20 protein-coding genes and 1 pseudogene are annotated in these 19,960 nt (G+C 57.3%); 13 read left to right on the top strand and 8 right to left on the bottom strand.

The features are described 5' to 3' along the window. The 4 genes from SY26_RS17970 to SY26_RS17980 all read left to right on the top strand — a co-directional run bounded on the left by SY26_RS17970 (nt 1) and on the right by SY26_RS17980 (nt 3,047). A complete protein-coding gene (locus SY26_RS17970) occupies nt 1-1,011 on the top strand; it encodes an ATPase, T2SS/T4P/T4SS family (protein ID WP_369799451.1) in 1,011 nt (336 codons plus the stop codon). Further along, nucleotides 1,004-1,603, top strand: coding sequence for a hypothetical protein (locus SY26_RS21250; RefSeq protein ID WP_157020522.1), 600 nt, complete (start codon nt 1,004-1,006; stop codon nt 1,601-1,603). Before SY26_RS17970 ends, SY26_RS21250 begins: the two co-directional genes overlap by 8 nt. Nucleotides 1,604-1,712: 109 nt before the next feature. After that, a complete protein-coding gene (locus SY26_RS17975; protein WP_046001688.1) occupies nt 1,713-2,666 on the top strand; it encodes a type IV secretion system protein in 954 nt (317 codons plus the stop codon). 66 nt (nt 2,667-2,732) lie between these two features. Further along, entirely contained in the window at nt 2,733-3,047 is a 315-nt protein-coding gene (locus SY26_RS17980; RefSeq protein WP_046001689.1) for an H-NS family nucleoid-associated regulatory protein, read from the top strand. 47 nt (nt 3,048-3,094) lie between these two features. Here SY26_RS17980 and SY26_RS17985 read toward each other — a convergent pair whose 3' ends face one another. Next, nucleotides 3,095-4,132, bottom strand: a complete 1,038-nt coding sequence (locus SY26_RS17985; RefSeq protein ID WP_232303394.1) for a type IV secretory system conjugative DNA transfer family protein — start codon at nt 4,130-4,132, stop codon at nt 3,095-3,097. A 30-nt stretch (nt 4,133-4,162) separates the two neighbouring features. Here SY26_RS17985 and SY26_RS17990 point away from each other — a divergent pair, with 30 nt between their 5' ends. After that, nucleotides 4,163-5,095, top strand: coding sequence for an IS5 family transposase (locus SY26_RS17990; protein WP_045983542.1), 933 nt, complete (start codon nt 4,163-4,165; stop codon nt 5,093-5,095). 21 nt (nt 5,096-5,116) lie between these two features. Here SY26_RS17990 and SY26_RS17995 read toward each other — a convergent pair whose 3' ends face one another. The 3 genes from SY26_RS17995 to SY26_RS20075 are packed head-to-tail and all read right to left on the bottom strand — an operon-like array spanning nt 5,117 to nt 8,667. Further along, entirely contained in the window at nt 5,117-6,208 is a 1,092-nt protein-coding gene (locus SY26_RS17995) for a type IV secretory system conjugative DNA transfer family protein (RefSeq protein ID WP_084693937.1), read from the bottom strand. Next, entirely contained in the window at nt 6,201-8,066 is a 1,866-nt protein-coding gene (locus SY26_RS18000; protein ID WP_084693915.1) for a relaxase/mobilization nuclease domain-containing protein, read from the bottom strand. The genes SY26_RS17995 and SY26_RS18000 overlap by 8 nt, the downstream gene beginning before the upstream one ends. Further along, the gene (locus SY26_RS20075; protein WP_157020524.1) at nt 8,050-8,667 is read right to left on the bottom strand and encodes a hypothetical protein; all 618 of its coding nucleotides are present in this window, start codon (nt 8,665-8,667) and stop codon (nt 8,050-8,052) included. Before SY26_RS20075 ends, SY26_RS18000 begins: the two co-directional genes overlap by 17 nt. A gap of 765 nt (nt 8,668-9,432) precedes the next feature. On the opposite strand from SY26_RS20075, the gene SY26_RS18010 reads away from it, so the two are divergent. From SY26_RS18010 to SY26_RS21260, 3 genes are read left to right on the top strand one after another with little or no spacing between them, the layout of a single operon-like run. After that, nucleotides 9,433-10,200 (top strand): ParA family protein, encoded by a 768-nt coding sequence (locus SY26_RS18010; RefSeq protein ID WP_081994979.1) that lies wholly within the window; start codon nt 9,433-9,435, stop codon nt 10,198-10,200. After that, nucleotides 10,190-10,897, top strand: coding sequence for a hypothetical protein (locus SY26_RS21255; protein WP_157020525.1), 708 nt, complete (start codon nt 10,190-10,192; stop codon nt 10,895-10,897). The genes SY26_RS18010 and SY26_RS21255 overlap by 11 nt, the downstream gene beginning before the upstream one ends. Continuing rightward, nucleotides 10,894-11,307, top strand: coding sequence for a hypothetical protein (locus tag SY26_RS21260; protein ID WP_156118014.1), 414 nt, complete (start codon nt 10,894-10,896; stop codon nt 11,305-11,307). The genes SY26_RS21255 and SY26_RS21260 overlap by 4 nt, the downstream gene beginning before the upstream one ends. 343 nt (nt 11,308-11,650) lie before the next feature. Here SY26_RS21260 and SY26_RS21265 read toward each other — a convergent pair whose 3' ends face one another. Genes SY26_RS21265 through SY26_RS18015 form a run of 3 tightly spaced genes read right to left on the bottom strand, consistent with a single transcriptional unit; the run spans nt 11,651 to nt 12,185 of the window. Further along, nucleotides 11,651-11,815, bottom strand: coding sequence for a hypothetical protein (locus tag SY26_RS21265; RefSeq protein ID WP_156118013.1), 165 nt, complete (start codon nt 11,813-11,815; stop codon nt 11,651-11,653). Continuing rightward, a complete protein-coding gene (locus tag SY26_RS21270; protein ID WP_156118012.1) occupies nt 11,812-11,985 on the bottom strand; it encodes a hypothetical protein in 174 nt (57 codons plus the stop codon). The genes SY26_RS21265 and SY26_RS21270 overlap by 4 nt, the downstream gene beginning before the upstream one ends. Further along, nucleotides 11,982-12,185: a zincin-like metallopeptidase domain-containing protein gene (locus tag SY26_RS18015; protein ID WP_369799456.1), complete on the bottom strand. Its 204-nt coding sequence runs from the start codon at nt 12,183-12,185 to the stop codon at nt 11,982-11,984. Before SY26_RS18015 ends, SY26_RS21270 begins: the two co-directional genes overlap by 4 nt. 420 nt (nt 12,186-12,605) lie before the next feature. Here SY26_RS18015 and SY26_RS18020 point away from each other — a divergent pair, with 420 nt between their 5' ends. From SY26_RS18020 to SY26_RS21965, 5 genes and pseudogenes are all read left to right on the top strand, one after another. After that, nucleotides 12,606-12,821, top strand: a complete 216-nt coding sequence (locus SY26_RS18020; protein WP_046001691.1) for a hypothetical protein — start codon at nt 12,606-12,608, stop codon at nt 12,819-12,821. Beyond that, nucleotides 12,818-15,316, top strand: a complete 2,499-nt coding sequence (locus SY26_RS18025; protein ID WP_046001692.1) for an AAA family ATPase — start codon at nt 12,818-12,820, stop codon at nt 15,314-15,316. Before SY26_RS18020 ends, SY26_RS18025 begins: the two co-directional genes overlap by 4 nt. A 385-nt stretch (nt 15,317-15,701) precedes the next feature. Next, nucleotides 15,702-16,592 carry a type I restriction enzyme HsdR N-terminal domain-containing protein gene (locus tag SY26_RS21695; protein WP_052715368.1) on the top strand — a complete coding sequence of 297 codons (891 nt, stop codon included), beginning with the start codon at nt 15,702-15,704 and terminating at the stop codon, nt 16,590-16,592. Between the two features lie 36 nt (nt 16,593-16,628). After that, nucleotides 16,629-17,183 (top strand): annotated as a pseudogene (locus SY26_RS21960) (N-6 DNA methylase); the annotation flags it as partial. 177 nt (nt 17,184-17,360) lie between these two features. Next, nucleotides 17,361-19,055, top strand: coding sequence for a type ISP restriction/modification enzyme (locus tag SY26_RS21965; protein WP_369799457.1), 1,695 nt, complete (start codon nt 17,361-17,363; stop codon nt 19,053-19,055). A 171-nt stretch (nt 19,056-19,226) separates the two neighbouring features. Here the strand turns inward: SY26_RS21965 and SY26_RS18035 are convergent, their stop codons facing one another. Continuing rightward, nucleotides 19,227-19,811, bottom strand: a complete 585-nt coding sequence (locus SY26_RS18035; protein WP_046001693.1) for a recombinase family protein — start codon at nt 19,809-19,811, stop codon at nt 19,227-19,229. Nucleotides 19,812-19,960 lie beyond the last annotated feature (149 nt).

Below are 19,960 nucleotides of genomic sequence, written 5' to 3' on the forward strand. Positions count from 1 at the left end.
ATGAACGACATGACCCATGGCAGCTATCTGGATGAAGCCTTGGCACGCATCGGGGCTGTCATCGACAGTCCCGCCTTGGTGGAAATTGCCATCAACCCGGACGGTCGCATCTGGTCACTGGAACACGGCGACCCGGCGATGAAGCTGGAAACCCGCGCACCGATGAACCAACAGGAAGTCACGGACCTGGGCCGCCGCATCGCCAGCGCGGGCAAGCTGACCCTTGGCCGGGATGCGCCGATCATCTCGACCTCCGTAGATTACCGGGGCCGTCCGATCCGCGCGCAAGTGGTGGCGGAGCCTGCGGTGCTGTCTGGCGCGGCAATCTCAATGCGCTTCTTCTCGTCCCTGCCCCTCGACAAGATCCGGGTAAAATATCTGCACGGTCAGCAATACTCGGTGGACCAGGCCCGCGCGGACACCAAGCGGGAACTGAAAAAACTGGCAGCCTCCGGCGATATTGACGCGGCTATGGCGTTCATCGTCGGCCACAAAATGAATGCCCTAATCGCCGGTGCCACCGACAGCGGCAAGACGGTTTTTGCTCGAAAAATGCTGTCCTATGTGAGCGACAGCGAACGGATGATCACCATTGAAGATGCATCCGAACTGGTGCCGACGCAGCCAAACGTGGTGACGCTGATTGCGGATCGGGACAGCCGGACAAGGACGCCGGACATTCTGCTCACCTCCTGTCTGCGGATGCGGCCTGACCGGCTGATCGTGGGTGAGGTTCGCGGCAAGGAGGCCATGACCTTCATTGAAGCCATCAACACCGGCCACGGCGGGTCAATGACGACGATCCATGCCGAAACCCCAAAGCTGGCTTTGTCGAAGCTCGCCATCATGGCGCTGAAGTCGGAACTGCCGCTGACATATGCAGACACGCTGCGCTACATCGCCAGCTCGATCGATGTGGTGATTCAAACCGGCCGCGCCGGCGGCGACCGAGGCGTGCTGGAGTTTTTTATTCCTGATATTGGCGACAACGGAGAACACGAAAATGCTTGATCGAAAAACCCTTGTGATCGGTGCGGCATCGCTTGCCATTGGCGTGGCGATCAGTGGTGTCTTCCTTGGGAATGAGCCTGAAGATGAGACAGCTTCTGCCATCCAGGCAGAGCGGGATTTCATGGACTTTACCATGCCCGACCTGTCGCAGGCTGACGAACCCCGCGCCAACGCTGAAACTGTCACTGAACGAAATGCTGAACCGCCAGTGTCAAAGGCAGAGCGGGATTTCATGGATTTCACCATGCCCGACCTTTCCAAGCCTACAGAGGATGAAAACCCAACTCTTGATGGCTGTATAAAACCGCCCCGCCCACAATGGGTTATAGATCGAACACCGCAGGAAGCAGTCAATGCGAAACTGCTAAGGTCTATCTATGACAGAAATCGCCACCAAAGCATTATCGATACAAAATCATGCCCATGTGAAATTGAATACCCATCATGGGATGATTCAGATGCTCAATACAGGGAAATTGCAGAGGGAAAAGATCGCGGAGAAATACAAGAGATAGGCGGTGACATAGCCCGCGAAGCGGCACAAATTCAGAGGCTTTCCCGAGATATTTGCCGCGAATGGCAGGGTCGCTGATATGCCGATTGTAGAACCGATTGTGTCCTCTGCTGAGAGCTTCCTTGTAAATGCTGCAAGATCGACATTTCTAGGACTTGTAGAGGCATCCGGTACGCTCGTCGGTTACATGGCTGTCCTGGCGGTAGCCCTCGTAGGCATCAACATGATGGTGCAGCTGCGGCCTATGGCATGGGTTCAATGTATATCGCTAATGATCAAGCTGGCCCTTATCGGCATCTTCGCTTGGAACTGGAACCAGTTTTGGGCCGTCGCCGATGGCATCCTGCGCGCTATCGAGGCTACAGCTGGCGGCATTCTCGCCTCTAGTGGGAATGGATTGGGCGGCTCAACCATCAACGATGGATTTGCAAGTTCAATAGATCGCCTGATGGACGACTTCACAGTTGCTGCGACAAGTATAGCTGAAGACATGGGCGGGTATTTCACGTCCGCCATTGTTTCCGGCATCTGCATCCTGCTCATTGGATTCATTTCAGCAGTCTCAGCCCTACTTATCCTCTTCCCCAAAGTGGTCATAACTGTCCTACTTGGCTTGGCCCCTATCGTCATTGCCATGACCCTCTTTGAGGTAACCAAGGGATTCTTCGAACGATGGCTCTCAGCCTGTATCAGCTGGTCCCTTTATCCTCTCTTCATCGCTTCCATCTTCTCGATCATGATTTCCATGGGAACCGATATGATCGAAAGGATCGGAACTGATGGTTATACGAGCATCGGGGCATTCATCCCTTTCATTGTTCTAATGATACTTATTCTGCTGTGCATGGCACTTCTCCCTATGCTTGTCACAACCGTATCCGGCAATATTGCAATGACTGGTGTTATCGCAACAGCCAGCAAGTTTGTGGGCCAAGGTAAAAGTGTTCAAAACCTTGGAAAAGGGGTTGCTGCAAATACCGCAGCCTTGGCAAGAACGCCGGGACAGACACAGCGGGGAGAAAACGCATTAGGACGCACCGCGCAGACATTTGCTTCCCACCCCTCTGTTTTTCAGGCAACGACAGGGGTTGCAGAGTCCATAAACAGAATGCAGGATAAAGCCCGCACTCTTGGAAAATAAGGATCGCATAAGCGATGGTCATAAGGGCAGCCTAAAGGATGCCCTTATACTCAATAAGGAATCACGATGAATATTGAACTTGATACTATGTCGCTAAAAGAGCTTCGCGATCTTCACAAGGCTGTCGGTCGCCAGATCGACGGATTTGAGGCAAAGAAAAAAGAACAGGCCATGGCGGCAGCACAGCAAGCGGCAGAGGAACACGGGTTCTCGCTTAAGGAGCTGCTTTCCGGGGGAAAGGCGGCCAAGGCAACCGTCGCGCCCAAGTATGCCAATCCTGAAGATAAATCTGAGACTTGGACAGGCCGGGGGCGTCAGCCCCGTTGGGTAAAAGGTCATCTGGACGCTGGTGGTAGCATCGATGATCTAATGATCAAGTAACGCTCTACGATTTAAGAAAAATGGGCGGCCATTGGCCGCCCATTTTATTATTCCGCAGCTTCCATCGCTACGCCGTTATCATCTTCAGCTTTAACAGCATCCACTTTGGCGCGGGCAGCCAGTAGCGCCTGAACCTTTTCGTCGTCCGTGACGATTTCAGTTTGCTGGACCTCGCTATTACTCAGTTCGCGCTTCCGGCGCATGACGAACGCTGCCTTGCCTGGTTCTTTCTCAACCACTACGGGCTTTTGGTTCTTCCCCTCAGACTGCGGTTCACCAACGGTAAGTTTGGCTTTTTTAGGGTCTTCCGGGGCTTTGAAAACCATAGACGGCAGTGCTGCCTTGACCCTGCTTCTTTTGGCAACTTCCTGGACCTTGTTCGTCAGGGCCTCCAGCTGGTGGGTGGTTCGGACCAGATCGCCTCGTAGATCACGAATTGCCGCATCTTTCGGATCAGGGGCCGGTAACTGCCCCTTCTGAGAAAGGAAAATGGGCTTCAGTATTCTGTCGTCAAAATACTTAATCCGACGCGCCTTGATTGGGTGCTGACCATTGGCGAGGATGATCACCGTGTCCTCATGCAACCTGCCAGCTTCGTCCTCGGTCAAAAGATCGCGGTCCTCGCTCCGTTCGGAAATATTGACCCCTGCAAAGGGCCCTTTACCGATGGTCTTGGACTTTGACGTAACGCGATGCGTGGTCTTGCCGACCGCAGCGGACAGTTCCGACTTGGTGCGCTGCTCGGATGGCGCAAGGTAGATCTTCACCCCTGCCCCGCCTTGCAACGACAGTCGGGTGTCCTCACCATAGATCTTGTCCAATGCCGGAATGGTCTGGGTGACGATCGCCAGATGCCCGCCATAGGCCCGCAAGGTCTTAATGCTGTCTGTCACGCTCGGCATGCGGCCAAGCATGTCAAACTCGTCTAGCATGATCATCACCGGCCACGGCTCTTCTTCGCCGGGCAGATGGCTATGTAGGCTGGACAGCAGGTCAGAGAAGAACAGCCGCACAAGCGGCGCAACTGCCCTGATCTTGTCATGCGGCGGGGCATTGTTGCAGAACTCTGACTTCGGACGATTCACAAAGTGAATCCATGCGGTTAGATGGGTTGCATGAGCAAGCCTCCCCCCGCCCGCTACCGCACGACGAACTGGTCCAGCTATAATGCGGCGCTGCGTAGGCGTGGCTCGATGCTGATCTGGGTCGATCAAGACATGGCTTGGCTGGCGCCGCGTGAAGGCCGCCCCGGCCGCCCTTCCGTCTTCTCCGATGCTGCCATCCAGTTCTGTCTTTCGGTCAAGGTTCTGTTCAAGCTGCCCTTGCGACAGACCGCGGGGATGGTGGCCAGCCTGCTCCGATTGGCGGGGCTGGACTGGCCCGTGCCCGACTTCAGCACTCTGTGTCGTAGACAGAGGACCTTGGCTGTTCAGATCCCATATCGCCGTATCGATGGCCCGCTCAATCTGCTTGTGGATAGCACGGGCATCAAGTTCCTCGGAGATGGCGAATGGCAAGCCCGCAAGCACGGCGTCCAAGGCCGACGTCAGTGGCGCAAGGTCCATCTCGTCATGGATACGGCGACTTCCGACATTCGGGCTTTAGAGTTCACCCCCAGCAGCGACGGTGACAGTCCAATCCTACCCGAGTTGCTTGGCCAGATCCCCGAGGACGAGCAGATCGGAACGGTGACAGCTGATGGTGCCTACGACACCCGCCGCTGCCACACGGCCATCACCCAACGTGGGGCCATCCCAATCATCCCGATCCGGAAGAACGGACGCGCCTGGAAGGAAGACTGCCCGGCAGCGAAGGCTCGGAACGAGACGCTTCGCGCCACGAAGCACTACGGCAGGGCATTCTGGAAACACTGGACCGGATACCACGCCCGAAGCCGTGTCGAGGCCAAGATGCGATGTCTCAAGGCATTCGGCGAACGCATCGCCGCACGAGACCCCGACCGCCAGACCGCCGAGATCCACATCCGCGTTGCTCTCATGAACCGCTTCTCAGCCCTCGGCACCGCCGAAATCGTTCGCGTGGCATAATGTGAGCGGGGTAAGGGGAAATCACGCCTCAGGCCTCAGTTCTGCAACAACGCCATGCGGCGGTGCCACAAAATACGCGGTCTGCGGCGTGCGGCGGAAATCATGAAAACTGAAATCGCTCGTCTCTGTCGCACGGTCGATTGCGGGGTTGGACCACAGGCTGAGGCCCGAAGTCATCAAGAGCGACAGGTAGGACGTCAGGGTGCGGTCATTGGTCGAGGCAAGCCGCTCAAACATCAGACGCGCGGCAGGGCTTTGCACCTTGTCAGCATAGGACAGATACTGCTTCTGCTTGTCGCCCCCTGCCGATGCCAGACGGTAAATCTCGCCCAGGGTCGGAGTGCCCCGCTCAATCGCGAAGATGCCACAAGCCACGAACAGGTCAATACCACCGTCCAGTAGGCCCTTAGCACTATCGTCTTCGGTTTGCAGAAACAGTTCTGCCAAAAGACGAATCTCCATCTGCCGTTGATCTGCGTTCGGCAGTGCGTTGATCCGGTCTAGGGGATTATAACGATGGCTCGGTTTATCCCAATCCAGCGGAGCGAAGCGCCAGATTTTATCCCCCATCGACCGGCGATGGCGGCTGGTCAGTTCGAAGTTTTCGCCTTTGACGTCTAGGACAACCGCACTGCCCTGAAACAGCAGTAGGTTTGGAATTACAAAGCTGATGCCTTTACCTGCACCGGTCGGGGCCACCAACAGGCAATGTGGGAAAGACGCAGAACACAGGAATTTCCCCCTGCCCTTTGGCGATCCAAGTTTCCCAACCACAAAACCGCGTCCCGGTTCTTTGAAAAACTTGTTGGCTTTCAACTCGCGGCGGCTTTGCCAATGGGCACGACCAAACGTGGTCAATCCCTCCGTCAGAACCTTTGCCGAAAAAAGAAGTGACAAGACAATAAACCCGCCCCAGATCAGATTAAGAATCTGGAAGGCTTGCGGGTCGTTATTCTTGATTGCGAAGTAACCGGTCGCAATCCAGGTCCAGTCCAAATACTGGCCGTTAAAACCGTATCGGAACGACAGAAATCCGGTTCCGATGACATAGGCAAACCCTGTTGCAACCAATGCGAACAGAAGGACGCCACCAAGGAGACGCAGCTTATTCATGGCCGCCTCCTTCATGGCCGCGTTCCTGGCGAACGCGGTCACGCTCGGCGGTCAGTTCGTCGCTCACACGCTCGATGCCCTGCTGTGCAGTCGGATCACTGCTGGCGCGCAGATAATCCCGCGCCAAGGTCAACTGGTCCTCTCGATCCCCGACGCCGCGCAGAACCGCCGCATCGCCGTTCTTCAATGCTGCCAATTCCTCGCGGGTCAGCGACCGCTCGATGGCCTCGCGCAGCTTACGTTCGTCTTCGGCACCGACAGGGTTTGCGTAGCGTGCTAGTTCGGCGTGATCGGTGCCTGCGCCATCGCGCGACCCGATGGACGTGACGGGCGCCCTCTCCTGCGCATCGGCCTCGCGGATGCGCTCGATCTGGGCGGCAGCATCATGGCCCGGCTCGGACGTCTCGATTGCCGCACCGCGCTGTGCAGCCGCGCGCTGATAGATAGCGTCATCGACGCCATAGTCTGCCGCTACCCGGTCATAGGCCGTATCAACGACCGCGATTGCCTGCTGCAACTGCGCGTCGTCGCGCAGATCAAGCCCACGTAGATCAGCGACAGCCTGCAAATCCTGCTGGACCCACCGGGATTCCAGCGCCGCGGAATTGGCTGCCACCCGCATCCGGGCCTCGACCTCGACCGGATCAATGCCGGTCCCGTCTAAGGCTGCACTCAGTTTGTCGCGGCCTTCCAGCGCAAAGCGGGTGTTCACCTCTTGGACGTTATGCGTGGAATAGATGCCTTCCTCGCTTGCCGCCTCGCTCAGATCGCGCGACCGGGTGCCAAGCGGTTGCATATGCTCGACCGAGGACAGCGCCTCGGACAGCTTGCGTTCCATCGCCGGGCGCTGGTTCGGAGCCGCGTCAGCAATCCGCACCTCCGCATCATCGACAGCACGCCGCAGGCCGTCGGCAGCTTTGTCAAAGTCGTCTTGAACTGACATGTAAGGTTCTCCCTTGGATACAATGACGCCGCCCTGGGACAGGACGGCTGATGCCTTCTCAAATGCGGTAGAAAGATCCTGCAAATTCGCTTGCGAGGCGTAGCTCGCAAGGTCGCGGTAGCGCAGGGACCAATCGCGGACCTCCTCGGTGGCACGGCTAAGCGCGTCACCGGTCCGAGGCTTGCCCGAAGGGGCCTCGAAGGCAGTGCCTGTCGTCACTGCCTTTTCTTTTGCCCGCAGCCACTCGCCATCGGTGGGGGGGTAATTGATATGCCCGCGCTGCAAACGCGTGGTGGCCTCAAGCTGGATGCCATAGCGCGCGGCATGATCCACCATCGCCTCTTTGAAGGCTTGATATGTGTATTCGGTGCCCTGACGGAGGGTGAAATAATCCCCCGACTCCCTGCCCCGCCGATTGACGATGATATGGGCGTGCGGGTTCTTGTTCGGACTGTCGGTGTGAACGGCGATCATGTAGTCGAACCGCCCACCCAGCTTCTCCTTGCAGATTTCACCGGCAATCAAGCTGACATGCGTGGGCTTGGCCCCGCGCGGAAACGACATGACCATGTGGCTTGTCCGGGCCGCGTTCATCTGGCCCCGCCAGTCGTCGGTCCAGCGTGACACGGCACGCTCGATCTGCTCCGGCGTCAGGCGCTTCTCACCGTCCAAAAGACCGCGTGAATCATGCACATCCACGCTCTTGCTGAACAGGTAGTTGAACTGCGACGACAGCTGTCCCTTCGAGGCACAGCCACCCGTGCGGATCATTTTGAAAAAGGCTGGTGATGCCCCCTGCGCAGCGCGTGCCATGTGCCGGGCACCGGACAGCTGACGACCGCCCTTGATCTTGTCCCAACCGTCCTCGAACAGTTTGGTGGAAACACCGGCAACGGCATTAGTCCGTCCCATCATCCACCCCCTTCATCCCAGCCACAAAGCGGCGGAACGTCTCTGAGGCGCGCTTGCCTTCCATCTCGCGGACCTGGGTGGACACCCCATCGATGTGATCCAGAAGATCACTCAAGAGCTGCTGCTGCGGCTTGGTCAGCTTCAGCTTGTCGCCCCGCCGAACCTCGTAGTTCTTGGTAGCGACCAACTGATTCACGTTCCGACCGATGGCAGAAAGCTCCCGCGCCACGTCGCGCAGGGCATCGGCCAAGTCAGGATCAGGCTCTAGAAATGCGGAAGGAACACGACACACGCGGCGCAAAGCATCGGCTCGGCTCTTCAAACCAAGCCGTCCCGTTACAGCATCGAAGGTCCTAAGCGTGTTCCAATCGACAGTGAAGGAGACATTGGCAGTGCCGACATTCGCCCCCTCGGCCTTCTCATGAAAGCTCCTGATAGCTCGGTAAATGGTCGGACGGGTCACGCCATAGGTCTTCGCCAGAACCGTCACAGGCACCCCTGAACGGACTGAAGCGACGATCTTTTTCTCGTCGGCGGAGGTGAGCTTTTTCGATCCAGATGCCATGGGCAGATGTGTAAAACTTACAATTGCATTTCTTGCCAATCAGTCACTCTACCCTCGCCTAAAAGACGAAGACTGTCAAGGATTTCGGCTTTTAGGCGAGGGTAGAGTTCAATTCGCCTGGACTGAGGGTGCAGCGAAGCATGCACCCGAAGAACAGCCGCAGAGGCCCTCAGCGCGTCGCTGAGGGCGAAAGTCACCCATCTGACGGGGAGTGACTGCGGAAACCGCCCTTTGCGCCCCTAGCGGCCCTTCCAGGGCCGCTGCGGTGACTTGCGAAGCCTTCTCCCATTGCGCAGATCGGAAATTCAGCGCCGGAAAGCCCTTAAATGACGCCCCATCGCGGCAGCTCGCAGACAGTCGGCGCAGACAATCTCCGCAGACATTTCTTAAAGACGTATGCCAACGCACTAAAATTTAGACAAAGATAGAAGACATCGGCGAATGACACGCAGACGCGACATTAAGACAAGCCATGCAGACACTACATGCAGACATGACATACAGACCAGACATACAGACCAGACATGCAGACACTTCATGCAAACACGACTAGCAGACCAGACATGCAGACCAGACATGCAGACACTACAAGCAGACACTACAAGCAGACATGACATGCAGACATGACAGGAAGACCAGATACGCAGACAAGACACACTGACCAGACAAACAGACACGGCATGCAGACAATACGCGTTGACCAGACATTGTGGCCGGGCATACTGACCCAATGGATGGCTGGATCAAACAGCGTTACCGGCATTTGGCGTTAGACAAGCGGCCCGGTCTGAATGGAGTTACCGAATGGCAATAGTAATTAGCATGATGAGTAAAAAAGGAGGTGCGGGAAAATCAACAATGACGAAGTTGATGGCCTCCGCATTCCTTTTTACTGGCAAAAAATGCCTTCTCATAGACATGGATGAAAGCGATGACTCGGTAGAATGGTGGCAAACAGGCGTTCAAAACAATCTCACGGACGAAAAGCTGATAGCGCGCCGTGCAGAAACTGGCGACGAGCTTTTTGAGATCATCAATAAATATGAGCCGGAAGTTGATTTCATCATCATCGACACAAAAGGGGAGGGCGTCGATTATGCTGTAGAATTGGCTAGTGTGTCAGACGTTCTTCTAGTTCCTTGCATGAACGCCAGAGGTGACAGAAAGCGAGCTTCAGAAACTTTATCTTGGTACAATGACCTAAAGGAGCGTTCCGAAAATCCTAGTGCGCTTCCGGCATTGCATATCGTTCTAGCCAGAGTGCAACCGGGCCTTTTCACCCATGTTAGAGGGAACCCGAAACCGGACAAAATCGGCGAACGCGAGTTTGAACGGCATTATGAAATCATAGACCAGTTCAACCCGCTCTACACGATGGTTCCTGAGAAGGCGCAATATCGGGAAATGGATGAACAGGGTGTCTTGGGGGCTATCATTGAAAAAATGAGGACAAGCCCTGATCCGAAGGATCGCGTCAGGGTTACGCATTGGGAAGTTGCAATGTCCCATGCGATTACCCTGATCAACAATGTCTTCAGCGGGCGGAAAATGAGGCAAGAAGATGGCGCGTGAGTTGATCAAGACTACCCGAGAAGATGCGACAGGGTTTCACAAACCTAAGAAGCCTGCGCGGGAATCGATTCTCAAACCGCTCGATGAAAGCGCGGTCAATGCCTTCGCGCAGAAGCGGCAGCGCATTGCGGAAACACCTCCTGCAAAAAGTAAGGTGCAACCTGAGGAACCTGCGCCCACCGATGCACCTAAAGCCCTGGCATCAGAAGAAAGCATCACGCCTTCGCCTCGCATGGATGCTGATACGGCACGCAACGCTGACCTGGGGCAGGTAGCAAGCAAAAATACACCGGCTGAAATATCGGATGAGCTTGTCGATCTGGTCGTGCCGCCTCGTGACAAGGTGTCCAAAGCCCTGCCTGTGACGCTTCGTCTGAGGGTTCTGAAAAGGCACGTTGCACCATTGGTGAAGCTACAATCTGCCGGGCTTGAAGTCGAAGACATCATGAAAGCCGCTCTTAGCCGTCTACCCGCTATCAAGTTTGAGCCACGATATGTCGCCCAAGTGGCCGAACCATCCGGGACCGGAGGATGGGGGTATCGCCTCAATACTCGGATCAAGCCTGAAACCCTCCAAGCAATCCAAGCGCAGGTCCGCGGCGGTGCAACAGCGCCTCGCTCAAAGCTACTATTAGGCCAAGTTGAAGCCTTGTGGTTTTCCAGCCTCGATCAGACCATCAAGGATTTTTCAAAATGACCTATCGCATTTCCAGCGCCGTAATGGCCCTTTGCACTCTTGCAGCGCCAGCATTCGCTTGGGACGAAACTACCGACTTTCGCGGGCTTCACATCTATACTGTATCATCTGACGGGATAGCCTTGACCGCTGTCTGCGACCCTGACGGTGCATTCATCCCACCTACAAATCATCTGCAGGTTGAGGTTCAGGGTCAGCCGCTGGAAGGCCCGTATAGTCTCAAGTCTGAGGCTCATACATTTACCGGCACGATGATCGCCGGTGCGGCAATCTCTCGTGACGAAACTGAGTGGGACGATGTTATTGCCGTACTGCAGGGCGGGTCGACAATTGAGCTGACTGCTTCCGATGAGACATACAAGATAGACACAGGATCACCTTTGCCTGTGGCATGCGGCGCGAACGTCTGAAAACCGCATCTGAGCCGGATTTGTCCACCCGTGGCCCATCTTGCGGCCACGGGCTTGCAGACCGCGAACGGAACGGCCCCCATAGAGCGAAGGGACGTGAGTGGGCTGTGGTCAAATCCATCCTGTAAAGCGGCACCTTTCCCCACGCACCCGCGGCGGCGCAGCTGCCGCCCAAAGCCGCCTTCAGGCGGCGTCTGCGTGAAACGCACCAGGATCATGTGGCGCGGCTTGCCGCGCTGCGATGTAAGGCGAAGCCTCGGGCGGGCGGGCTGGCGGCGAAGCTGCCAGCCCGCCCGCCAGACATTCTCCCTGCGCGCCAGGACAGAGGGGCAGGGCAGGGAGGTCAACAGACCCCCACAAACCTTTCACCACCCCGGCTGTCGATTTCATAGATCAAAACGGGCGATCCGATCCGGGCGGCGCGGCGTCTGCCGCGCCGCTCCGCTTCGGCAAAGGTGGCGCACGGGATGGGCAGGTCGTCCGGGTCGTCGCGGATTTCGTAGGTCACAGCGCGATCCCCGGTTTCACGTTTCCATCCCGGTCCAGCCAACCGCGCGCTTCCGCACAACCGATGCAGATGCAGGTTCCGGCTCCCCCGACCGTGACAGGGGCCAGATAGACCGGGGGCTTGGTCGTGCCGCATTTGCGGCACGACAGGTCGGGCAGGGGGCCGCTCACGCGGCCGCCCTTTCTTCTTCGACGTGGTGGCGCTTGGTCAGCAGGTCGGCGGCTTTCTGGGCCTCGCTGGCGGCTTTGAAGATCAGGCGCTTGTCGTCGTTCAAGGCGCGCAGCCAGCTTTTCAGATAAGCCCCGGATTGGGCAAAGTCGGGGGTCAGGCCAAGCTGCGCGCAGACCATGCAGTTGCCGATTTCGGCAATTTATCCTGACAGTCTACTTCGAACTATGCCGTGACGATGACTGTGGACGTGTCGTGGTTCGCCACGATAGTGGTGCATTTGGTCACTATCTGGGCTCGCTGGCCATTTAAAGTGTCCTCAATTGGTGCCGCTAACCTGCTTTCATAGGAAGCGGCCGCTCAAAGGGCGTGGAGGGCTCGACGCGAAGAGCCCATCAGCGACGTTCGCGCTGGTTGCAGCGAGTTCTGGTGCAGCGCGAGCAGGCGGCCCATAGCGGACTGTCTCTGCCGTCGCGATAACGGAGGTTGGCTTCATCCTATGGTTGACCAAAAGATGAAGCGACGAAATGATTGCATTGTGAAGTTGCTCGGATATTTAGTAATTAACCTATGGCGCCAGCATTAGCAGGCTTATCGCCAGCTCGGAAAGGCCGCCTGCCAGATGGAATTCGATCCAGCATTATCACTCTCGGACAACCTTGCCCGTTTCCGTGCGGAAGCAGAGAGCATCGATGCCGATTGCGCCCGTATTCTATTCGACAATCTGGGGCTGCTGGCACGCGACGGTGATGCGACACGCACCCGGCAGGCCGTTCAGGAGTTCAACCGGGCGGTCCTCGCTGCGCTCGACGACCTGCCGGAAGGGCCAGCGGCATGAGCCGGTATTTTCTAGCCTCCGCCGCCATTGAGGGATTTCGCGGCATAAACAATGACGGCGATCCCCTTGTGCTGAAATTCAAACACGATGCCGTCAATTCCGTCCATGCGCCCAACGGGGTCGGCAAAAGCTCGATCTTCGAAGCGCTGCACTTTGCTCTGCACGGCACGGTACCTCGCCTGGAAGGGATGCAGGACGCCGAACAGGGTGCCAGTTACATCGTCAACAAGTTTCATCCGGCGAAGCAGGCGACCATCGCCCTTGTTTTCAAGAGCGATGACAGCACGCCCGATGTGTCGATTACCGTCACCCGGACTGCCGCGGGTAGCCGGGCGGTCACATCTCCTTCCGGCCATACCGATCCGGACAGCTTCCTGGCCGATCTTTGCGAAGATTTTGTGCTGGTCGATTACCCCCGCTTTGCCTCTCTCGTGGACTGCTCGGCACTGGACCGCGGGCGCTCTTTCGCTTCGTTGGTTGGTATGAGTCGGTATTCCCAGCTAAGACAAGCGCTCGACGGGGCAAGGAGCACTCGTAACATCAACAGCGATCTTGGGCTATCCACGCTCGATACTGAAGTCACTGGGGAAAACCGCGCGCTTGCAGGCGCACAACAGCGCATTCTCAGCGCACATCAGGAGGTAACTGGCGCGTTTGATGGCCAGATAGTGAATACTACGGAGTTGAAAGCGCAGGTGACGGCGGGACTGGCGAGCATATCACTCTTCGCACCGCTCCTTGCCAACGCCTCGGTCATAGACCTGGATTTTGAAACCGCTGAAAGTATCGTTGATCAGGAAGAAGGTGGCACGGCGCGGAAAACTCTTGATGGCCTCAACACCACAGTCATGACGCTTAGCGGCTTGGAGGTTTCGGCCGCGGAACGTGCCGAGATCAACGAATTGGTGGCGATGGCGAAGGCGCGTGACGAGGCCATGCGCAAAGTCGGAGCCGCCAGTCTCCACACTTTGCTGAAAGACGCGCTCACAGTTGTGAACAGTGCGGACTGGCATGATCCGAAGGTCTGCCCCGTCTGCGAAAAGGCAGGCGATGGACCGCTTCAAGATCAGCTGGAAGCAAAGATCGCGCTATACGACGAGGCCGATCAGCTAGATGCGGAACTCAAACGGCAGGTTCAGAGCGCGGGATGCATCGGGAAGCTACGGCAGCTTGAAGAGCAACCGCATCTTGGCATTCCGGACGCTGATCGCATCGCTCCGGTTCTGGCGTTGGCTGCGCGCCAGTCGTCGGTTTCAACGGCGAACCTTGAACGCGCGAAAGATGCGCTAGGCGCGCTCGAAGCAAAGCGGGCTGGCGTGATCGGAGAAATCAATGCCAGGATCGAGACGCTGCAAGCCAGCTTGCCGCCGTCGCTGGTCGCCGTCACCCGTACCCTCGGGCATGCCAGGCACTTCCGCGACGCCATGAACGAATATGAGCGGGCCCTTCCGGCACTCGCGGCAAAACGGGCCAAGCTCGCAAAGCTTAATCGTTGGAAGAGGTTCATTACGAACGTAGCGGGGCAGTTTGCAACGGCGGAAAGCACGCTCGCCAATGCGCGTATCACGGATATTCAGGCTAACTGTCAGGAGCTTTTCGGGCATCTTATGCGCGGCGGTCCGGACGTGCGGCCGACTCTAAATCGGGCACATAATACCGAGCAGGTGGATTTGACGCTCGCGGACTTTTTCGGCCTTCCCGACCAAAGCGCGCGGGCGCTCCTCTCGGAGAGCTACCGCAATGCCGTCGCAGCCTCTATCTTTATGGCGGCGGCCACCAGGCACCAGGGCGTGCCGCGCTTCATGGTGCTGGATGATGTGACGTCAAGTTTCGATGCCGGACATCAATTTAGCCTGATGGACACGATCCGGACGAAACTGCGCTTTGGTGCGGCAAACGGTCCGCTCGGCGGGCTTCAATTCATCATTCTCAGCCATGATACGAGCCTCGAAAAGTATTTCGACCGGCTCAACGGCACGGCAGAGTGGAATCATCAGAAACTGCAAGGCATGCCGCCCCGTGGGCGGCTGATGATCGCCACGCAGCAAGCGGATCGCCTGAAGACACAGGCGGAACAATACCTAAACGCGGGGCAGATAGATATCGGCGAGCCGTTTGTCCGCCAGTATCTTGAATACAAGCTCGGCCAGATCATTACCCGTTTGGAGGTTCCGGTGCCGCCTGACTACGCGACGCGGGGCGACAAGCGCACGTTGTCAACTTATGTGGACGCGATCACGGCAGCGGTTGGACTTTATCAGGCGGCGGGGCGCTGCGTCCTCTCCACCCAACAGATCATCGACATTCAAAACCATCACATGCCTTCCGTCATGGCGAACTATGTCAGCCACTACGAAACAGGAGCAGGCAATCCGTTTAACGCCTATGCCCTGCTCGGTGTTCTACAAAGTGTGGACGCGCTTGCCGATTGTTTCTGTTGGACCGATCCAACCAACAATCAGCGAAAATATTATCGACGACTCGATCGGCGGTGACCGTTCGAGGTTTCGGTCTAAAAATTTTATCGGGTTAGTCTCGGTCGCTCAGAAAGTTTTTCTTGTTGCTGCATTGGGCCGTCCCACAAAGCGTGTTCTCCCACCTGCGGAACGCCTCCCGCTACAGCGACGGGTGACGCTGAACCTGCAGCGAACGGCAGCTTGTCCCGCATATCCGCCGTCAAGGCGGCATTAAGGCATAAGCGCAAGGAGCCCTCTCCGACGTTCGTCCCTCCCGCCATCGCGGAAGATTAGGGTGCTACTTTTCTTTCCTCAGACCGGCCGTCTTTACGGGACTTGGTAACGGGCTTCTCCTTCACTGTATCCTTGGGCACAACCATCTGCTATTCCGATTAAAACAATTCAAAGTTGTAGCGGCAGGGCGATGGACGTAACTGATCTTGAGAAATTTGCGGACGACCTGAAGGCTAAGTTCGCCCTGATCGGAACGGCTTCCCCCGAAGACCAGTTGAAACCCAAAGTAGCGACACTGTTCGTCTGTGCTGGCGCGAAGCTTGGGTTGAAGGTCGAGACCCGGACCGAGACGCACCTTTCGGAACACAAGGTTCGGCCCGACATAGCGATTTACGTTGGCGGCCTGATCTGTGGCTATGTCGAGTTGAAGGCCCCCGGCCTCGGTGCCGACGCGCCGAAGCTAAAAGGCGACCACAATAAGAAGCAGTGGGCCAAGCTGAAAGGTCTGCCGAACCTGATCTATACAGACGGCCAGGAATGGGCGCTCTACCAATCTGGCGAGCGACCGGACGGCTTCCCTATCGTAAAGCTGGCCGACGACCCAACTGTGAAGGGCAAGGCTGCCATCGGCGGAACCAACTTAGACGACCTCGCCCGATTGCTGGAACCGTTCCTCCGCTGGAAGCCTGTAGTGCCGCAACAGCCGACGCCGCTGGCCCAATATCTCGCGCCCCTGACCCGGTTCATGCGATCCGAGGTGGAAAACGCGCTGACCCAGACCGGATCAGCGGTCGGGCTACTCGCCAACGAGTGGCGGCAATTCTTCTTCCCCGATTCCGACGACGCCAAGTTCGCAGATGCTTACGCCCAGACCGTGACCTACGCGATGCTGCTGGCACGCCTGTCAGGGGCGACGAAGCTTGACCCGATCGAGGCCGCCAAAACGCTCGACAGGAACAACGGCTTGCTGGCGCAGACGCTGAAACTGCTTGGCCACGATGACGCGCGCAAAGAATTGGCAGTCGGGTTCGAGATGCTGCAACGCTCGCTCGAAGCGCTTGACCCGCAGGACTTTCTATAATCGAAACCCGACCTTTGGCTATATTTCTACGAGGACTTCCTCGCCGCCTACGATCCCAAACTACGTAAGGATTACGGCGTCTACTATACCCCGCGCGAGGTCGTTGAATTACAGGTTCGGCTCGCCTCGGAACTGCTGGAAAAGCGGTTCGGAAAGAAGCTCGGCTTTGCCGACGATGGCGTAGTGTTCCTTGACCCCGCTGTGGGCACGGGCACCTATCCCGTCGCGGCGGTGAAGCACGGGTTGGAAAAGGTGCGCAAGCGGTCTGGCCCCGGCGCGGTCGCGGCGAGGGCGCGGCAAATGGCTGAGAACATGCATGGTTTCGAGGTGCTGGTCGGTCCTTATGCCGTCGCCCACCTGCGGCTGACGCAGGCACTGGAAGGCGCGATGAATGACGCCAAAGCGGCGGCGGGCGAGCCCGAGGAAAAGCTTGGCAAACGGCTAAATATCTACCTAGCCGACACGCTCGAAAGCCCAAATTCGAAGCCGCCGATGCTGACGCTGACCTATAGGGCCTTCACTGAAGAACACGAGGCCGCGCGGAAGTTGAAGAACACGGGTGACGTTCTCGTTTGTCTTGGAAACCCACCCTATGATCGCCAACAGATTGAAGAAGGCGATACGACGACGAAACGCAAAGGGGGCTGGGTTAGGTTCGGCGACCAGCTTGAGGGTGGCGCAAACCAGGAGGAACAGGGCGAGCGCCCGATTTTCCGCGACTTTACGGAACCGGCCACAAAAGCTGGGGCCGGGGTCCATCTGAAAAACCTGTATAACGACTATGTGTATTTCTGGCGGTGGGCGCTCTGGCGGCTTTTTGAAAAGCAAACTACCGGCGGTATTATAACGTTTATCACCGCATCGAGCTTCCTTGGCGGACCGGCTTTCGTAGGGATGCGAGAATATATGCGCCGTGAGTTTGACGATATTTTCGTGGTGAATCTGGGAGGTGATCTTCTGGGCACCAGAAAAACCCCGAATGTGTTTAACATCCAGACCCCTGTCGCCATAACCATTGGCGTCCGATCCGGTGGGCGCAAGACTGATACCCCCGCAACCGTCAGGTATTTGAGAGTAGAAGCAAGCGACCGGAAGGCAAAGCTTACTCTATTGGACGGGCTTGGCGCCCTTGATACCCTTGCTTGGGAATCTGTTTCCGATAACTGGATGGATCCCTTCTACCCAAAGTCTCTCGCCAAGTATTTCTCTTGGCCGGAGCTTACGGACCTGTTTCCTTGGCAGCACAGTGGATCGCAGTTTAAGCGGGTCTGGCCCATAGGAGAGAATAAAGAAACGCTTGAAAAGCGATGGGAGGAGTTCCGCGCGACCAAGTTAGATGCCCGCCCGAAAGCTTTTAAGGAAACGCGAGACAGAAAGATTGTGCGGCAATACGACGACTTCTTTGGCGCACCACAAAAGCGTTTGGGCGACTTGACCGCAACGGATGCGATGCCGGCAGTTGAGCGCTACTGCTATCGTTCCTTTGACCGTCATGTTGCAATGATTGACAATCGTCTCGGGGATTACCTTCGTCCGCCGCTTGTGACGGCTCGTGGGGAACGGAACGTCTTCTTTGCTTCGCTTATGACCAAGATGCTCGGTGTAGGCGCGGCGATGGTCGTATCACCTGACCTGCCTGATCTGGACGTATTCTGTGGGCGGGGCGGCAAGGATGTAATTCCCCTCTACCGGGACGCCGCCGGGACCGAGCCCAACGTGACCGCCGGTCTACTGGACGCGCTCGGTAAGGAATACGGCACCATTCCCTCGCCCGAGGATGTGGCCGCTTACGTCTACGCACTCCTTGGGGGCCAGTCCTATACTAGGCGCTTCTGGAACGAGCTTGAGACCCCCGGCCCGCGCGTCCCGATGACAAAGGATGGCGCGACCTTTGCCGAGGCGGCGAATGTCGGGCGCAGGCTGATCTGGCTGCATACCTATGCCGAGCGCTTCCGGGACGACGGGTGCGGCGATGACGTGCCGCAGGGCAAGGCTACGACGATCAAGGGCGTGTCGTCCGACCCGAAGCACTACCCCGAGGACTACGCCTATGACCCCGCCAAGGGCGAGATTTCCGTGGGTGACGGTCGCTTTGGCCCGGTCGCACCCGAGGTCTGGGACTTTGAGGTGTCAGGCCTTGAGGTCGTGAAGTCGTGGCTGGGCTATCGGATGAAAAAGCGGGCGGGCAAGAAGTCGTCGCCGCTGGACGACATCCGCCCCGAGCGATGGACCGCACGAATGAATGACGAGTTTCTGGAACTACTGTGGGTTTTGGAATCGACCCTTGCGATGGAGCCTGAGTTGGAGAAGGTGCTGGACAAGGTCGTCGCCGGGCCGTGTTTCGCCGCAGCCGATCTGCCCGCGCCGAAGCCCGAGCAACGTAAGGCTCCGGGTAAGACTACGGCGTCCGATGACCAGCCCGACCTGTTCGGTGGAGACGACGAAGACGGCGTCGCTGACTGACAATGTGTTGTGTTACCTCCAAAGTGGCCGTTTTCCCTAATCGTAGCGAATGGCCGCTTTCCGCCCTTCTGAGCGACCCGTGCAATAGCAAGGGGAAGGGAGCTGGAGGTGCAACGAATGGCCGGAAGGTCCCATCAAAGCAGCTGCAGTACAGTGGCTGGCGAGCGGCAGCTATGCAGAGCGTTCAGCATTTTTACCCGCAGCTTCTGCGGCACGAACATAGGCATATAGCGTTGGTTTGGAGATGCTGAGCATTGTGCAAATCTTAGCAATAGCTGTTTTTTTCTCATGATAGAGGCGCACAGCGAGCTCGCGTTTATCCTTGTCGAGCACCTGAGGACGCCCTCCCTTGCGACCGCGGGAACGTGCCGCAGTCAGGCCGGCTTGAGTACGCTCGCGGATCAGATTTCGCTCGAACTCCGCCAAGGCTCCAAACAAGTGGAAGGTCAGCTTTCCGGATATCGTGCTGGTGTCGATCGACTCTTGCAGGCTCAGCAAGCTGACCTTCTGCTCGTCAAGCCACGTCATCCAGCCGATCAGATCGCGCAACGACCGACCAAGCCGGTCGAGCCGCCAGACTACCAGAGTATCACCGGCGCGCAGTTGCTCCTTGACCTTCTCAAGACCTGGCCGAGAAGCCACCGCCCCGGAGGCAGTATCGGCAATGACCCTCTCACAGCCAGCAGCCCACAGGGCGTCTCTTTGCAGATCCAAGTTCTGCTCGATAGTAGAAACCCGTGCATAGCCGATCTTCATGGTCAATCGCCCGCGATGGTAAGAAAAGTCGTCGTATCTGAGATTAAGTTACCATAGTTTTGTTTACCGGATAATTTTACGCCGAATATGCCGTTTACTCAATAAGCATGGTAGGGCGGGAGCACGGACAAGAAAACCTGGGTTTTCTT

Source organism: Paracoccus sp. 228 (assembly GCF_000967825.1).
Lineage (GTDB): Bacteria > Pseudomonadota > Alphaproteobacteria > Rhodobacterales > Rhodobacteraceae > Paracoccus > Paracoccus marcusii.

Bases quoted from the DNA above. Each gene is read 5' to 3' on its own strand.
- SY26_RS17970 (WP_369799451.1), top strand. From the start codon at position 1: ATGAACGACATGACCCATGGCAGCTATCTGGATGAAGCCTTGGCACGC.
- SY26_RS21250 (WP_157020522.1), top strand. From the start codon at position 1,004: ATGCTTGATCGAAAAACCCTTGTGATCGGTGCGGCATCGCTTGCCATT.
- SY26_RS17975 (WP_046001688.1), top strand. From the start codon at position 1,713: ATGGCTGTCCTGGCGGTAGCCCTCGTAGGCATCAACATGATGGTGCAG.
- SY26_RS17980 (WP_046001689.1), top strand. From the start codon at position 2,733: ATGAATATTGAACTTGATACTATGTCGCTAAAAGAGCTTCGCGATCTT.
- SY26_RS17990 (WP_045983542.1), top strand. From the start codon at position 4,163: ATGAGCAAGCCTCCCCCCGCCCGCTACCGCACGACGAACTGGTCCAGC.
- SY26_RS17995 (WP_084693937.1), bottom strand. From the start codon at position 6,208: ATGAATAAGCTGCGTCTCCTTGGTGGCGTCCTTCTGTTCGCATTGGTT.
- SY26_RS18000 (WP_084693915.1), bottom strand. From the start codon at position 8,066: ATGATGGGACGGACTAATGCCGTTGCCGGTGTTTCCACCAAACTGTTC.
- SY26_RS18010 (WP_081994979.1), top strand. From the start codon at position 9,433: ATGGCAATAGTAATTAGCATGATGAGTAAAAAAGGAGGTGCGGGAAAA.
- SY26_RS21255 (WP_157020525.1), top strand. From the start codon at position 10,190: ATGGCGCGTGAGTTGATCAAGACTACCCGAGAAGATGCGACAGGGTTT.
- SY26_RS21260 (WP_156118014.1), top strand. From the start codon at position 10,894: ATGACCTATCGCATTTCCAGCGCCGTAATGGCCCTTTGCACTCTTGCA.
- SY26_RS18020 (WP_046001691.1), top strand. From the start codon at position 12,606: ATGGAATTCGATCCAGCATTATCACTCTCGGACAACCTTGCCCGTTTC.
- SY26_RS18025 (WP_046001692.1), top strand. From the start codon at position 12,818: ATGAGCCGGTATTTTCTAGCCTCCGCCGCCATTGAGGGATTTCGCGGC.
- SY26_RS21695 (WP_052715368.1), top strand. From the start codon at position 15,702: ATGGACGTAACTGATCTTGAGAAATTTGCGGACGACCTGAAGGCTAAG.
- SY26_RS18035 (WP_046001693.1), bottom strand. From the start codon at position 19,811: ATGAAGATCGGCTATGCACGGGTTTCTACTATCGAGCAGAACTTGGAT.